This window comes from Curtobacterium sp. PhB136 (assembly GCF_004346855.1).
Taxonomy (GTDB): domain Bacteria; phylum Actinomycetota; class Actinomycetes; order Actinomycetales; family Microbacteriaceae; genus Curtobacterium.
Genome location: NZ_SMGH01000008.1, coordinates 151,039 through 166,838, shown reverse-complemented (window position 1 = coordinate 166,838; position 15,800 = coordinate 151,039). Strand labels below are relative to the sequence as shown.

Genomic DNA, 15,800 nt, shown 5'->3' with positions numbered 1-15,800 from the left:
GAGTGCCTGCGTGGGTGAGTCGAGCCTCCAGGCCGTGTCGGTGCGCGTGTGCACGCCGGGCGCGACCCGACAGGCCGACCGGGAGGCCCTGCTCGCCTTCGTCGCGGAGGTCACCGGAGCGGATCCCGCGTCCACGGCGCTCGGCCGCCGGTGCCCGCACTGCCGCGGCACCGACCACGGGCGCCCCTGGGCGACCGCGGACGGCCGCCCGGTGGGGCTGAGCCTGTCCCGCACCGACGGCGCACTCGCCCTCGCGGTGGGACCGGCCCCGCTCGGCGTCGACGTCGAGCGCGTCACCCGGGTCGCCGCGGCGCCCCTCGACGCGTCCACGCCCGGTGAGCGTGTGCGGTACGGGGACGACCAGCGCGCCCGCACCGCCTGCTGGTCCGCCAAGGAGGCGGTGCTGAAGCTGGACGGCCGCGGGCTCCGCGTGGACCCGGCGACCGTCGACGTGGACCTCGACCTGGACATCGACGCGGGCACGGCCGCGCTCGACGGTGTGCGACACCCCGTGCAGGTGCACTGGCTCGACGACGACCTGGTCCTCGCGGTGGCCGCGGGCGGCGTCCCGATCGACGTCGAGGACGCGCGCCCGGGGGACCGGCGCTAGGGGAGTTCCGGGACCCCGGACTCGTCGATCCAGGGGCCGATGACCGTCTGGACGGCGGTCGTGCTCCGGCCCGAGGTGGTGGCGAAGGCGTCGACGACGTCGGACGGGGTGACCGTGCCGTGCCGGTGCCGTTCGGTGATGGTCCGGAGCCCGGCGGAGAACGCCGGGTCGCCGACCGTCCGGCGGAGTGCGTGCAGGGCGAGGGCACCGCGCTTGTACACGCGGTCGTCGAACATGTCCTTCGCGCCGGGGTCAGCGACCACCAGGTCCGACGGGTGGTCGAGCAGCGCCTGTCGGTGCTCGGCCGCGAGCACGTCCGCGGTGTCGCCGCCTCGGTGCTCGGACCAGAGCCACTCGGCGTAGCAGGCGAACCCCTCGTGCAGCCAGATGTCCCGCCAGCGGCCGAGGGTGACCGAGTTGCCGAACCACTGGTGCGCGAGCTCGTGGGCGATGAGCCGGTCGGTGCCGTGCTCGCCGTCGACGTGGTTCCGGCCGAAGACCGCGAGGCCGTGCGCCTCGAGCGGGATCTCGAGTTCGTCGTCGGTCACCACGACGCCGTATGCGGGGAACGGGTACGGGCCGAACCGGTCGGCGTACAGCGCGAGCATCTCCGGGACCTGCCCGAAGTCCGTCTTCACGGCGGCGGTCAGGTCGGCGGGGTGGTGGATCGTCACCGGGACCGGCGCGCCACGGAGCGTGTGGGTGCGGTAGCGGCCGATCTGCACCGTGGCCAGGTACGTCGCCATCGGGTCGGTCGTGGCGTAGGTCCACCGGGTGCCGCGGCCGGCGCGCTCCTGACCGAGGAGCTCTCCGTTCGCCAGCACGTCGTACCCGGACTCGCACGTGACCTCGATGCGGTACGTGGCCTTGTCGTCCGGACGGTCGTTGCACGGGAACCACGACGGCGCTCCCGTGGGCTGCGCGGCGACGATGACGCCGTCGGTGAGTTCCTCCCAGCCGATCTGCCCCCACGGGCTGCGGAGTGGGTGCGGAGTCCCGCGGTACCGGACGTGCAGCGTGAACTCGGCACCGGCGGCGATCGGTTCCGCCGGGGTCACCGTCAGCTTGTGCACCGCGGTCGACGTCTTCTTCGCTCGCTGCCCGTCGACGTCGGCCCGGTCGACCGTCAGCCCGTGCAGGTCGAGGACCACACGGTCGAGCGGTTCGAGCGCGGTCGCGGTGATCGTCGCGGTGCCGTCGAGGCGGTTCGTGGCGACGCGGTAGTCGAGCCGGAGGTCGTAGTGCGTGGCGCTCCAGCGTCGGTCGCCGCTGTGCGGGGTGTACGGGTCGGCGGCTGTGTTCGTCGGCTTCACGGTGCCGGTCAGTCTGCCACGACGCCGGCGGTCGGGTCCGTGGACGCGGCCCGGGCTGTCCAGGGTGCGCTCTCCCACGGCGCGATCGGGTTGCCCGCCCAGGACGTGCCGCCCGGGACCTGCTCGCCGCGCATCACGAGCGACGCGGGTGCGATCGTCGCCCCCGGGCCGATCCCGGCGGCCGGCAGGATCACGCTGTGCGGTCCGAGGGTGCCGCCGGCGTCCAGCCGGACCTCGTCGAGCTGCATCACCCGGTCGTGGAACAGGTGCGTCTGCACGACCGTGCCGCGTGCGATGGTGGCGCCGTCGCCGATCGTGACCAGGTCGGCCTCTGGCAGCCAGTACGTCTCGCACCAGACCCCGCGGCCGATCGTCGCGCCGAGGCTCCGCAACCAGGCGGCGAGCGCCGGCGTGCCGATGGCCTGCTCCGCGAACCACGGACGCGCGACGGTCTCCACGAACGTGTCCTGCACCTCGTTGCGCCAGACGAACGAGGACCACAGCGGGTGTTCCCGTGCGCGGATCCGACCGACGAACACCCACTTCGCGATCGTCGACACGGCGGCGGCCACGGCGCCGGCGACGACGAGGACGACCGCGGCGAGGAGCACCGTCCACCCGATGCCGACCGCCGACCAGAGCGCCAGGAGCGTGCCGCCGACCCCGAGGGCGATCGCCCCGGACACCATCGGCGCGACCACGCGGAGGACCTCCCAGCAGCCGCGCGCCACCCGGAGCCGCCGCGGAGGACGGAACGTGCGCTCCTCGTCGAAGGACGTCGCCGCGCGTCGGAGCCGCACCGGGGGAGAGCCGAGCCACGACGAGCCGCGCTTGGCCTTCTTCGGGACGGCGGAGAGCACCGCGACGAGCGCCTCACGCGGGACGCTCCGCCCGGCGCCGGTCATCCCGCTGTTCCCGAGGAACGCACGGCGACCCACCTTGGACCGGCCGATCGTGATGCGGCCGCCGCCGAGTTCGTACGTGGCGACCATCGTGTCGTCGGCGAGGAACGCACCGGACGCGATCTGCGTCAGGGACGGCAGCAGCAGCACCGTCGAGATCTCGGTGTTCCGCCCGACCCGTGCCCCGAGGAGCCGGAGCCACACCGGGGTGACGAGGCTCGCGTAGAGCGGGAAGAGCAGTGTGCGCGCGGCGTCGAGCACCCGTTCGGTGCACCACGCCTGCCAGCCGATCCGGGAACGCACCGGGTGCCGTCCCTCGTGCAGCCCGATCCCGAGCAGCCGGACCGCGGCGACGACGAGCCCCGCGTACACGATCCCGGCGACGACGGTCGCGAGCGGGACGAGTGCCAGCGCGTGCAGCACCGCGGCGCCGAGCGTCGGCGCCCGCCCGACCAGCGCAGCGGTCACGAGCAGTCCGACCGCGACACCGGTCACGGGCAACCCGGCCACGGCGACGGACCCGGCCCCGTACGCGGCGAGCCAGCGTCGACGTGACGCGGGGCGAGCCTCCCGGCCGTGCCTGGCCGACCCGACGCGTTCCGCCGGCGAACCAGCCCAGCGCTCGCCCACCGGGACCCGGCCCTGGACGGCGGAGCCCGCCTCGACCTCGGCACCCGCGCCGACGACCGCTCCGGGCATGAGCGTCGTGCGGCTGTGCACCACCGCGTCCGACCCGACGACGACGCGCCCGAGCCGGAACACGTCTCCGTCCACCCAGTGCCCGGCGAGGTCCACCTCGGGCTCGATCGACGCGCGCCGGCCGATCGTCAGCATCCCGGTGACCGGCGGCAGCGTGTGCAGGTCGACGTCCCGGCCGATCCGCGCCCCGAGCGCCCTGGCGTAGTAGCTGATCCACGGGGCACCCGCGGTGGACGGCCCGTCGACCGCCTCGGCGATCCGCTCGGCGAGCCACACCCGCACGTGCACCGAACCGCCCCGCGGGTGGTCGCCCGGCCGGACGCCGACGAGCACCAGGCGGGCGAGCGCCACCGTGACGGCCATCTTGCCGACGGGCGTCACGAACACCAGCACCGCGGCGACCAGGACCGGCCACGGCAGCACCGGGAGGAACGGCAGGGTGGTCGCGTGCAGGACCGCTGCGACGAGGGCCGTCCACGTCAGGACCCGGAGGCCGCGGAGCACCTGGACCGGCAGCCCGAGGAGCGTCAACGCGATCCCCGTCGCCGGCGGGGTCGGCCGGACGTCACGGTGTGCGGCGGCGACCGGGCCCGACGCGTCCAGCGCGTCCGCGAGCGCCCCGATGCGCGGGTGGTCGTAGACGTCTGCCACCGTCGTGGTGGGGTAGCGCTCGCGGATCGCCGAGACGAGCTGCGCCGCCGTCAGGGAGCCGCCGCCGTGCGCGAAGAAGTCGTCGTCGACGCTCGTCGGGGGGATGCCGAGGATCGCGGCCCACCGTTCGGCGATCCACGCGACGGTGGGCGGGAGCGAGAACTCGTCCCCTCCACCCGCAGCACCCAGCGGCCACGGGAGCGCCGCCCGGTCCACCTTGCCTGACGTCCGCGTCGGCAGGGTGTCCACCACCACGAGGAGCGGCACCAGCGCCGCCGGCAGCTCCTCCCGCAGCCGGGCGTTGGCCGCCGCCGTGTCCACGACCGCACCCGCGACGGGAGCGACGTACCCGACGAGCACCTGGTTCCCCGCCGGCGTCCGCTGCACCACGGCAGCCCCACCGGCGACGTCGTCGAGCGCCTGGAGCGCCGCGTCGATCTCCCCGAGCTCGATCCGCCGCCCACCGAGCTTCACCTGGTCGTCCGCCCGACCCTGGAACACCAGCCCCTCCGGGTCGTACCGGACCAGGTCACCGCTCCGGTACGCCCGCTCCCACCCGAGCTCCGGGAACGGGGCGTACTTCTCCGCGTCCTTCGCGGGATCGAGGTACCGCCCGAGCCCCACCCCGCCGATGACGAGCTCCCCGACCGCACCCGGCGCCACCCGCGCACCCGCGGCGTCGACCACCGCGAGGTCCCAGCCGTCCAGGGGCAGCCCGATCCGGATCGGCACGCTGCCGTCCAGCAGCGAACCGCACGCGACGACCGTCGCCTCCGTCGGCCCGTACGTGTTCCAGACCTCCCGGTCCCGACTCGCGATCCGGGCCGCGAGCTCGGGCGGACACGCCTCACCGCCGAAGACCACCAGCCGGACCTGCTCCAGCGCGTCGTCCGGCCACAGCGCCGCGAGCGTCGGGACCGTCGACACCACCGTGATGCCGTGCACGATCAGCCACGGCCCGAGGTCCACGCCCGTCCGCACCAGGGAGCGCGGAGCCGGCACCAGACACGCGCCGTGCCCCCACGCGAGCCACATCTCCTCGCAGGACGCGTCGAACGCGACGCTCAGCCCGGCGAGCACCCGGTCACCCGGGCCGATCGGGGCCCGCTGCAGGAACATCCGCGCCTCGGCGTCGACGAACGCCGCAGCGGAACGGTGCGTCACCGCGACGCCCTTGGGCACGCCCGTCGAGCCGGAGGTGAAGATCACCCATGCGTCGTCGGCCACGTCCGGTCCGTCGGCGCTCGCCGCGGGGTCGACGACCGGAGCGGGCACGCCGGGCACCCCGTCGGCGGCGTCCCCGTGCAGCACGCCGCCGGCGCCGATCACGCCGACGACCCCGGCCTCCCCGAAGACGAGCGTCGCGCGCTCCTCCGGGTCGTCCGCGTCGACGGGCACGTACGCCGCGCCGGCCGCCAGGACCGCGAGGACGGACAGGTACAGGTCGCGCCCGCCGGACGGGATCCGGATCCCCACGCGGTCGCCGCGCCGCACACCCCGCCGGGCGAGGTCGTCGGCGCGCTCGTGCACGAGCCGCAGCAGCGTCCGGTAGTCGATCGCGCCGTCGGGGTCCTCGAGCGCGAGCGCGGTCGGGTGCGCATCCGCGGTCGCCCGGAGGACGTCGAGCAGCGTGCGCGCCGGCGGTGCGAGCGTGCCGCGTGCCAGCTCGGTCTGCGGGTTCCCGGTGGCGAGCGTCATCGAGTCCTCTTCCCGGTCGTGTGCAGGTCGACCGGCCCGTGATCCTAGGGGGCCGAGGTGTCCTGTTCGGAAACAGCAGCCCGCGCCGCGTCCAGCGACGCAGCGAGGTCGATCGACTCGTCCAGTCCGTGCAGCGGCGACTCCGTCCGCCCCTCGGCGACGTAGTCCGCGAGCGCGACCGCCTGCCACACCAGTCCCTGCCGTCCACGCAGCCCGCTCGGCTCCGACCAGCGGTCCGCGTCCGCCCCGTGGTGCAGTGCGAACGAGGACGGGAACACGAAGTGGTCCGTGTACCGCACCGTCGCCCGGCTGCCGGCGATCGTCGCCAGGCCAGGCGTCCACGCGGTCATCGACGTGGTCGCCACGGACTGCGCGCCGCCGGTGGCCGTCGACACGGTGACGGACTGGAGGTCCACCCCACCGTCCGAGACGACTCCCGTCGTGCTGCTGGTCACCGGGGCGCCGGTGGCGAACCGTGCGAACCAGTGCGCGTAGACACCCGCATCGAGCAGGGCACCGCCGCCCTGCGCCCGGTCGAACATACGATCGGTCGGGTCCGGCTCGTGCGGCCAGCCGACGTCGACCATCGCCAGACGCACGTCGCCGAGCTCCCCGTCGGCGAGGAGCTGCGCGATCACGGTGGTCCCCGGGAGGTACCGGGTCCACATCGCCTCCATCGCGAACACGCCGGCGTCGCGGGCGGCGCTCGCGAGGCGTCGCGTGTCGGCCTCGGAGGTGGTCATCGGCTTCTCGACGAGCACGTACTTGCCGGCGGCGATCGCGAGGAGCGCGTGCTCGAGGTGCTGCGGGTGCGGCGAGGCGACGTAGACGACGTCGACGGTGGGGTCCGCGACGAGGGCCTCGTACGAGCCGTGTGCGGTGGGGACGCCGTGGCGTGCGGCGAAGGCGGCGGCGCGCTCGGGGGAGCGGGAGCCGACGGCGACGACGCGCTGGTCGGAGTTGGCGTGCAGCGTGGCGGTGAAGTCGTTCGCGATCTCGCCGGGGCCGATCACGCCCCACCCGAGCGTGGTGCCTCCGCGGAGCGGAACGGCGGTCGGCAGCGGAAACGTCATCGTCATCCCCCGAACCTACCGACGGCTCAGAGAGGCGGCGTCGATCCGCCCGCATACCTGTCGGACCCGACCACAGGCCGCCGCGCGCCTGTCGGAACGAACCACGGGGGATCAGTCGCGGCCTGCCGCGACATCGCGGGCTGCGGACTGAGCGAAGCGAAGACCACAGCTTCCGCGGCAATGTCTCTGTGCCCCCAGGAGGATTCGAACCTCCGCCCCTGCCTCCGGAGGGCAGTGCTCTATCCCCTGAGCTATGGGGGCCCGGGGTGGGAACAACCGTAGCAGGTCCCAGCCGCCCCCCAGGACCACCGGTTCCCTCGTGGGCCGTGGTCCGGTCACGGGCGGCCGGGAGGCGCGGTGCGGGCCCGCACCGCGCCTCCCGTCGGGTGGGCGGTGACGCTGCACGGCGTCGCTCGCGTCAGCCGGCCGGGGTCGCGGTGGGGGTCGGCGTGGCCGTCGCGGACGGCGAGACGGACGCTCCCGGTGTCGCGGACGCGTTCGGCGCGAGCACCTGCCGCACCGCGTCGACGACCGGCTGTGCCGAGCCGGGTTCGGTGAACAGGGTGGAGGAGGTCGTGATCCAGTACGGGTCCGCGAAGGCATCGGCGCGGCCGACGTCGTCGGTGAGGGAGAAGTAGCCCTCCACCGTGTAGGTCGGCACCGAACCACCCCGCTCGTACAGGGCGTCCTTGAGGTTCGTGAGTGACTTCTCAGGCAGGTCGGCGACCGCGACGGTGATCGTGACGGAGCTGTCGGCGACCTCGTCGAAGACGCAGACCCGGCCGCGCTGCTGGGCGATCCGGGCGGCGGCGGAGCCCTTCGCGGGTTCGGCCGAGGCGTCGAGTTCGAACTGCTGGCCGTAGACGGCGAAGGCGGTGTCGGGGAGGAGTTCTGCGCACGTCTGGGTGACGCGCTTGCCGATCGGCGCCGCGGTGGCGGAGGCGCTCGGCGTCGGGCCGGCGGAGCGTGTGGCGGTGCCGTCGGCGTCGCCACCGGAGCAGGCGGCGAGCACGAGGGCGGCGGGGACGGCGAGCGCGGCGACGCTGATCGCCCGGACCGATCGTCGGGAGGTCATGCGGCCATGATGCTGCATGCGTCCGTGTGAGCGAAGGGTGCCGTCGCGTGTGCAACGGGTGCCGTCGCGTGTGCAACGGGTGCCGTCGCGTGTGCAACGGGTGCCGTCGCGTGTGCAACGGGTGTCGGCGCCACGCCCGGTAGACTCGTCCGCCGTGACTCCTGCCGAACTCTCCGCCGCGTACCTGTCGATCCTGACCGGGATCGTCGAGCGCCGAGGCGCGTCCGACACCGTGACCGTCGAGGAGTCGCACGTCGCCCTCGAACGCCCGAAGAACCGGGCGCACGGGGACTGGGCCTCGAACGCCGCCATGCAGCTCGCGAAGCGCCTCGGGACGAACCCGCGCGAACTCGCGACGGAGATCGCTGGCGAGCTGACCGAGCTCGACGGCGTGGACACCGTCGACGTCGCCGGCCCCGGCTTCATCAACATCACGCTCGAGGCGGCTGCTGCCGGCGAGATCGCCCGCACCATCGTGGAGAACGGCGAGTCCTTCGGACACGGCGACCTCTACGACGGCGTGCGCATCGACCTCGAGTTCGTGTCCGCGAACCCGACCGGCCCGATCCACATGGGCGGCGTCCGCTGGGCCGCGGTGGGCGACAGCCTCGCCCGCGTGTTCCAGGCGCAGGGTGGCCTCGTCACGCGGGAGTACTACTTCAACGACCACGGCAGCCAGATCGACCGGTTCGCCCGGTCGCTCGTCGCCTCCGCACTGGGGGAGCCCACGCCGGAGGACGGTTACGGCGGCGCGTACATCGCCGAGATCGCGGCCCGGGTGCTGTCGACCTTCGACGGGGACGTGCGCAACTTGCCCCGCGACGAGGCGCAGGAGCTGTTCCGGCGCGAGGGCGTCGACTTCATGTTCGCCGACATCAAGCAGTCGCTGCACGAGTTCGGCGTCGACTTCGACGTCTACTTCCACGAGAACGCGCTGCACGAGTCGAAGGCCGTCGAGCGCGCCATCGAGCGGCTCCGCGCCAACGGTCACATGTACGAGGCCGAGGGCGCGCAGTGGCTCCGCACGACCGAGTTCGGCGACGACCGGGACCGCGTCGTCATCAAGTCCGACGGGGAGCCCGCGTACATCGCCGGCGACCTGGCGTACTACCTCGACAAGCGCGAGCGCGGGTTCGAGCGGAACCTGATCATGCTCGGCGCCGACCACCACGGCTACGTCGGCCGGATGATGGCGATGTGCGCCGCGTTCGGGGACGAGCCGGGCAAGAACCTCGAGATCCTGATCGGCCAGATGGTCAACCTGCTCAAGGACGGCGAGCCGATGCGCATGTCGAAGCGTGCGGGCACGATCGTCACGATGGAGGACCTCGTCGACGCCGTGGGTGTCGACGCGGGCCGCTACTCGCTCGTCCGGTTCGCCAGCGACACCGCGATCGACATCGACCTCGACCTGCTGACCAAGCGCACCAACGACAACCCGGTGTTCTACGTCCAGTACGCCCACGCCCGCACGCAGTCGGTCGCGCGGAACGCCGCGGCCTCGGGTGTGGACCGCTCGGCGTTCGACGCGTCGCTCCTCACCCACGACACCGAGGGCGCGCTGCTCGGGGCCCTGGCGGAGTACCCGCGCGTGGTCCGGCAGGCCGCCGAACTCCGCGAGCCGCACCGCATCGCGCGCTACATCGAGCAGCTCGCGGGGCTGTACCACCGCTGGTACGACGCCTGCCGGGTGACCCCGCTCGGCGACGAGACCGTGACCGACCTGCACCGCACGCGCCTGTGGCTGAACGACGCCACCGGCCAGGTCGTGCGGAACGGCCTCGGGTTGCTCGGGGTGAGCGCGCCCGAGCGCATGTAGCGCCGCGCGGCGGTCGCGCGTGCCGCGCCGCCCGCGCCGCCGGCCGAGCTTCGCGTAACCAAAACCACTCCGCACCACGGATGTCCGTGGTGCGGAGTGGTTTTGGTTGTGCGGCGCCGGCCCGCACCGCGGCGGGCGCACCGCACCGCGGCACCCGCCGCGCCCGCCGCGCCGGGCCCGCACCGCGCCTCCAGGCCGCATCCCGGGGGACGCTGGCAAGGTGGGACGCATGTCCACCGCACCCGCCGCCCCACGCCAGCGCCGCCGCGGCCGCACCGCAGCGATCGTCGTCATCGGCATCGTGGTGCTGCTCGCCGTGCTCGTCGTCATCGCCGAGTTCGTGCTCCGCGGCGTCGTCGACCGGATGATCGCGCAGCAGGTCGAGCAGTCGCTGCCCGACGGCACGACCGGCACCGTGGACGCCCACGCCGAGGGCGTGATCATCCCGCAGCTCATCAGCGGCACCCTCGACGACGTGGCGATCTCGTCGACGAAGCTGACGGTGGACGGCATCCCGCTCGCCGCCGACGTCACCGCGCACGACGTCCCGATCGACGGCAAGGGGAACGTGCACGACGTGGACGGCACGGTGACCCTGGCGGCGTCGAGCGTGAAGGACCTCGCGAAGTACAGCCCGCTGTTCGACCGCCTGTCGCTCGTGGACGGTGGCGTGCAGCTCTCCGGGACGACGGCCGTGCTCGGCTACGACATCTCGTACCAGGCCCGTGGCACCGTCGCCGCGCAGTCCGCGGGCAAGGGCATCACGATCACCCCGAAGACCGTGCGCATCACGAACTCGGCGCTCGACCTCAAGGTCGACGACATCCCCGGCGTCACGAACACCCCGGTGCAGGTGTGCACCGCGCAGTTCCTGCCCGAGGCGCTCCGCGTGCGATCGCTCGACGTCACCGCCGCGAAGGCGACCGTGCGGATCACCGCCGACGAGCTGCCCCTCAGCGAGGACGGTCTGCAGACCGTCGGCACGTGCTGACTTCTCCACAGCGTGCGTAACACCGGACGGGAGGCCGGGCCCGGCTCGGTAGGATCGGGTCCCGTGAGCGAGAACCCACTTGCCCCGCCGCGGCTGCGGTTCCCGACGGATGCCTCCGCGCTGACCGCGCGGATCTGGCCCGCCTCCGCGACGCGCACCGACGACGGTTCGCTCGCGATCGGCGGTGTCGCCGCGTCCGACCTCGTCGCGCAGTTCGGCACGCCGCTGTACGTGGTCGACGAGCGGGACGTGCAGTCCCGTGCCGTCCGCGTGCGCAACGCCTTCAGCGAAGCGTTCGGCCGCATCGGCGCGCACGCCCACGTCTACTACGCCGGCAAGGCGTTTCTCACCACCCAGGTCGCGGCGTGGATGGCCGAAGCGGACCTCCGTGTCGACGTCTGCACCGGCGGTGAACTCGCGGTCGCCCTGGCCGGCGGCGTCGACCCCGGCCGGCTCGGGTTCCACGGCAACGACAAGTCCGACGCCGAGATCGCCCGCGCGGTGCAGGTCGGGGTCGGCACGATCGTCCTCGACTCCCACGAAGAGATCGACCGCGTCGCCGACGCCGCAGCGGCGGCCGGTGTCGTGCAGCGCGTCCGCATCCGGATCAACAGCGGGGTGCACGCCTCGACGCACGAGTACCTGGCGACCGCGCGCGAAGACCAGAAGTTCGGCATCCCCCTGACGGAAGCGGTGGACGCTGCGGAGACCATCCGGTCCCGGCCGTCGCTCGCCTTCGTCGGGCTGCACTCGCACATCGGGTCGCAGATCTTCGACGAGTCCGGGTTCCGTGAAGCCGCGCGTCGCCTGATGGACGTGCACGCCACGCTCGTGCAGTCCGGGCCGGTGCCGGAACTCAACCTCGGCGGTGGCTGGGGCATCGACTACACCGAAGCCGACTCCGCGTTCGAACCCGAAGACGTCGCCGACGCCCTCGCGATCATCGTCGCCGACGCCTGCGCCGAGCGCGGCATCCCGGTGCCGGACGTCGCGGTGGAGCCCGGGCGGTACATCGTCGGGCCGGCCGGCATCACGCTCTACCGGGTCGGCACGATCAAGCCCGTCACGCTCGAGACGACGGACACCGACGGCGCTGCCGACGGCGGCAGCGCCACCCGCACGTACGTCTCGGTCGACGGCGGGATGAGCGACAACGCCCGCCCGGCGCTGTACGGCGCCGAGTACACGGCACGGCTCGCCCGGACCTCGGACGCACCGGCGGTCCTGAGCCGCGTCGTCGGGAAGCACTGCGAGAGCGGCGACATCGTCGTCCACGACGAGTACCTGCCCGGGGACGTGCACCGCGGGGACCTCCTGGCCGTCGCGGCGACCGGTGCCTACTGCTGGAGCCTCGCGAGCAACTACAACCACGTCGGTCGTCCGCCGGTCGTCGCGGTCGCCGACGGCCGAGCACGTATCCTCGTCCGTGGTGAGACGGTCGACGACCTCCTCGCCCGCGACACCGGGGTGTCGCCCGTGGCCGCTGCCGGTGCCGCGCGGTGAGCCCCCGAGATCCCGGAGACACGCACCACATGATCGAATACCGCAACGTCCGCGTCGCGCTGCTCGGAGCCGGCTCGGTCGGCTCGCAGGTCGCGCGACTCCTGCTCGAACACGGTGACGAGCTGGCCTCGCGTGCCGGCGCCGGCCTCGAACTCGTGGGGATCGCCGTCCGTGACGTCGACGCCCAGCGGGACGTCGACCTGCCGCGCGAGCTGTTCACGACGGACGCTGCGTCGCTGATCCTCGGCGCGGACATCGTCGTCGAGCTCATCGGCGGCATCGAGCCGGCGCGCACCCTCGTGCTCCAGGCCCTGCAGTCCGGCGCCGACGTCGTCACCGGCAACAAGGCACTCCTCGCCACGCACGGCCCCGAGCTCTTCGCCGCGGCGGAGCAGGTCGGCGCGCAGCTCTACTACGAGGCAGCCGTCGCCGGGGCGATCCCGATCATCCGGCCGCTGCACGACTCCCTCGCCGGCGACCGCATCGTGCGGATCATGGGCATCGTCAACGGCACCACGAACTTCATCCTCGACCTGATGGACCGCGAAGGCGCCACGTTCGACGACGCCCTCGCCACCGCGACGGAGCTCGGGTACGCCGAGGCCGACCCGACCGCCGACATCGAGGGCTACGACGCCGCGCAGAAGGCGGCGATCCTGGCCTCGATCGCGTTCCACACCTCGGTGCCGCTCGCCGCCGTGCACCGAGAGGGCATCACCTCGGTCACCATCGAGCAGGTCCGCGCGGCGCGGAAGGCCGGCTACGTCGTGAAGATCCTCGCGACGTGCGAGCGCCTCACCGACGAGAACGGGCGCGAAGGCGTGAGCGCCCGCGTCTACCCGGCCCTCGTCCCGGAGTCGCACCCGCTCGCCAGCGTCCACGGCGCCAAGAACGCCGTCTTCGTCGAAGCCGAAGCGGCCGGCGACCTGATGTTCTACGGCGCCGGAGCCGGCGGGGTCGAGACGGCCTCCGCGGTCCTCGGTGACCTGGTCTCGGCAGCACGCCGGCACGTGATCGGCGGCCCCGGCATCGCCGAGTCGACCCGGTCCGACCTGCCCGTCTTCCCGATCGGCACGGTCCGGACCAGCTACCAGATCACCCTGCACGTGACGGACGCACCCGGCGTGCTGTCCACCGTCGCGGGCATCCTGGCGAAGCACGGCGTCAGCGTCGAGACCGTCGAGCAGTCGAGCGCACACGGGGTCGGCGGCACCGCGACCCTGGTGATCGGCACGCACGAAGCCCGCGAATCGGACCTCGCCGACACCGTGGTGTCCCTCCGCGGAGAGGACGTCGTCACCGACGTCGCCAGCGTGCTCCGCGTCGTCGGCGCCTGAGCCGCTCCCGATCCACCAGTCCCCACCAGCACTGCAGCACCGACAGAGAGAGAACCCCGATGGCCCACCAGTGGCAGGGCGTCCTGCGCGAGTACGCCGACCGACTCGACGTGACCGAGGCGACACCCGTCATCACGCTGGGGGAGGGCGGCACGCCGCTCATCCCGGCGAGGCGTCTCTCCGAGCGCACCGGCGCCGAGGTCTGGGTGAAGTTCGAGGGCATGAACCCGACGGGCTCCTTCAAGGACCGCGGCATGACGATGGCGATCTCGAAGGCGGTCGAGCACGGCGCGAAGGCCGTGATCTGCGCCTCGACCGGCAACACCAGCGCCTCGGCGGCCGCGTACGCCACGCACGCCGGCATCACCGCCGCCGTCCTGGTGCCGGAGGGCAAGATCGCGATGGGCAAGCTCAGCCAGGCCGTCGCCCACGACGCCCAGCTGCTGCAGGTCCAGGGCAACTTCGACGACTGCCTGGACATCGCGCGCGACCTCGCCGCGAACTACCCGGTGCACCTGGTCAACTCGGTCAACAACGACCGCATCGAGGGCCAGAAGACCGCCGCGTTCGAGGTCGTCGACGTCCTCGGTGACGCCCCGGACTTCCACTTCCTGCCCGTCGGCAACGCCGGCAACTACACGGCGTACTCCCGCGGCTACCGCGAGGACGTCGCCGCCGGTCGCTCGTCGAAGCTGCCGCGCATGTTCGGCTTCCAGGCCGCCGGCTCCGCCCCGATCGTGAACGGCGCCGTGGTCCAGCACCCGGAGACCGTCGCCTCGGCGATCCGCATCGGCAACCCGGCCTCGTGGAAGTTCGCCCTCGAAGCGCGTGAGGAGACGGACGGCTACTTCGGTGCGATCACCGACGCCGGCATCCTCGCCGCGCACCGCATCCTCTCGGCCGAGGTCGGCGTCTTCGTCGAACCGGCTTCCGCGATCGGTGTCGCCGGGCTCCTCGAGCGTGCCGACGCCGGCGAGATCCCGAAGGGCGCGAAGGTCGTCATCACGGTGACCGGCCACGGCCTCAAGGACCCGCAGTGGGCGCTCCGCACCGAGGACGGCTCCGACGTCACGCCGACCAGCGTGCCGGTGGACACCGCCGCGGTCGCCGACGTGCTCGGACTGGCCGGCGCGCGGTGAGCCCCGACCGCTCGTCCGGACCGGAAGCGGGCACGACCGCCCGCATCGCTGTACCGGCCGGACGGGCGGTCCGTGTGCGGGTCCCGGCGACCTCCGCGAACCTCGGCCCGGGGTTCGACTCGCTGGGGCTCGCGCTCTCCCTCTACGACGAGGTCGACGTCCGCGTGCGCCCCGAGCCGGGCGCGACCGTCACGGTGGAGGGCGTCGGCGCCGGTGAGGTCGCGACGGACGACACGAACCTCGTCGTCCGTGCCGTCCGCCGTGGGCTGGAGCACGCCGGAGTCGAGCAGCCCGGCCTCGAGCTGACGGCGGTGAACGCCATCCCGCACGGTCGCGGGATGGGCTCGTCCGCCGCGGCGATCGTCGCCGGGCTGATGGCAGCGCGTGGACTGCTCGAGGGGATCGTCGACCTCGACGCCTCGACGCTCCTCACCCTGGCCACCGAGATGGAGGGGCATCCGGACAACGTCGCACCGGCGCTCTTCGGCGGGCTCACCATCGCCTGGATGACGGCGGAGGGGCCCGCGTACAAGCGGCTCCTGGTGCACCGCGGTGTCGCGCCGGTGGTCTTCGTGCCGACCTCGACCCTGTCCACGAAGCTCGCGCGCTCCCTGCAGCCCGAGAGCGTCCCGCACGCCGACGCCGCGTTCAACGTGTCCCGGTCGGCGCTCCTCGTCGCCGCGCTCATCCAGAGCCCGGAACTCCTGCTCGCTGCGACCGAGGACCGGCTGCACCAGACCTACCGGGCGAGCGCGATGCCGGAGACGGACGCGTTGATCCGCCTGCTCCGGCAGCACGGGCTCGCTGCGGTCGTGTCCGGCGCCGGACCGAGCCTGCTCGTGCTCGGGTCCGACCCGGCGCAGCGCCTGACGGCAGCCGATCTGGTCGAACGACACGCCGAATCCACCTGGCGGCCGCTCATGCTGGCCGTCGATCTCGGTGGTGCTACAGTGAACCCGCACCCGGTGAACCACGGAGGAAACCCGTAGC

11 protein-coding genes and 1 tRNA gene are annotated in these 15,800 nt (G+C 73.2%); 7 read left to right on the top strand and 5 right to left on the bottom strand.

Translation table 11 applies throughout. From position 1 onward, the window contains the following. Positions 1–10 precede the first annotated feature (10 nt). The gene (locus tag EDF27_RS14700) at positions 11–610 is read left to right on the top strand and encodes a 4'-phosphopantetheinyl transferase superfamily protein (protein ID WP_132049617.1); all 600 of its coding nucleotides are present in this window, start codon (positions 11–13) and stop codon (positions 608–610) included. Here the strand turns inward: EDF27_RS14700 and EDF27_RS14695 are convergent. The 5 genes from EDF27_RS14695 to EDF27_RS14675 form a co-directional block, all read right to left on the bottom strand. Beyond that, positions 607–1,923, bottom strand: a complete 1,317-nt coding sequence (locus EDF27_RS14695; protein WP_243698372.1) for a M1 family metallopeptidase — start codon at positions 1,921–1,923, stop codon at positions 607–609. The genes EDF27_RS14700 and EDF27_RS14695 overlap by 4 nt on opposite strands. 8 nt (positions 1,924–1,931) lie before the next feature. After that, positions 1,932–5,873, bottom strand: a complete 3,942-nt coding sequence (locus EDF27_RS14690; RefSeq protein WP_132049615.1) for a Pls/PosA family non-ribosomal peptide synthetase — start codon at positions 5,871–5,873, stop codon at positions 1,932–1,934. A 44-nt stretch (positions 5,874–5,917) separates the two neighbouring features. Continuing rightward, positions 5,918–6,952 (bottom strand): Gfo/Idh/MocA family oxidoreductase, encoded by a 1,035-nt coding sequence (locus EDF27_RS14685; RefSeq protein WP_243698371.1) that lies wholly within the window; start codon positions 6,950–6,952, stop codon positions 5,918–5,920. A gap of 183 nt (positions 6,953–7,135) precedes the next feature. Next, positions 7,136–7,207, bottom strand: a tRNA-Arg gene (locus EDF27_RS14680). Between the two features lie 157 nt (positions 7,208–7,364). Next, entirely contained in the window at positions 7,365–8,021 is a 657-nt protein-coding gene (locus tag EDF27_RS14675) for a hypothetical protein (RefSeq protein ID WP_132049613.1), read from the bottom strand. Between the two features lie 154 nt (positions 8,022–8,175). On the opposite strand from EDF27_RS14675, the gene argS reads away from it, so the two are divergent. The 6 genes from argS to thrB all read left to right on the top strand — a co-directional run bounded on the left by argS (position 8,176) and on the right by thrB (position 15,799). Further along, on the top strand, positions 8,176–9,840 hold the full coding sequence (gene argS, locus EDF27_RS14670) for an arginine--tRNA ligase (RefSeq protein WP_123704232.1): 1,665 nt from the start codon (positions 8,176–8,178) through the stop codon (positions 9,838–9,840). A gap of 229 nt (positions 9,841–10,069) precedes the next feature. Continuing rightward, entirely contained in the window at positions 10,070–10,831 is a 762-nt protein-coding gene (locus EDF27_RS14665; protein WP_132049611.1) for an LmeA family phospholipid-binding protein, read from the top strand. A 63-nt stretch (positions 10,832–10,894) separates the two neighbouring features. Beyond that, a complete protein-coding gene (lysA, locus tag EDF27_RS14660) occupies positions 10,895–12,334 on the top strand; it encodes a diaminopimelate decarboxylase (protein WP_132049609.1) in 1,440 nt (479 codons plus the stop codon). Positions 12,335–12,363: 29 nt separating this feature from the next. Continuing rightward, on the top strand, positions 12,364–13,671 hold the full coding sequence (locus tag EDF27_RS14655) for a homoserine dehydrogenase (RefSeq protein ID WP_132049607.1): 1,308 nt from the start codon (positions 12,364–12,366) through the stop codon (positions 13,669–13,671). Positions 13,672–13,730: 59 nt separating this feature from the next. Further along, positions 13,731–14,810: a threonine synthase gene (gene thrC, locus EDF27_RS14650; RefSeq protein WP_123653614.1), complete on the top strand. Its 1,080-nt coding sequence runs from the start codon at positions 13,731–13,733 to the stop codon at positions 14,808–14,810. Between the two features lie 44 nt (positions 14,811–14,854). Next, on the top strand, positions 14,855–15,799 hold the full coding sequence (thrB, locus tag EDF27_RS14645) for a homoserine kinase (RefSeq protein WP_132049836.1): 945 nt from the start codon (positions 14,855–14,857) through the stop codon (positions 15,797–15,799). Position 15,800 lies beyond the last annotated feature (1 nt).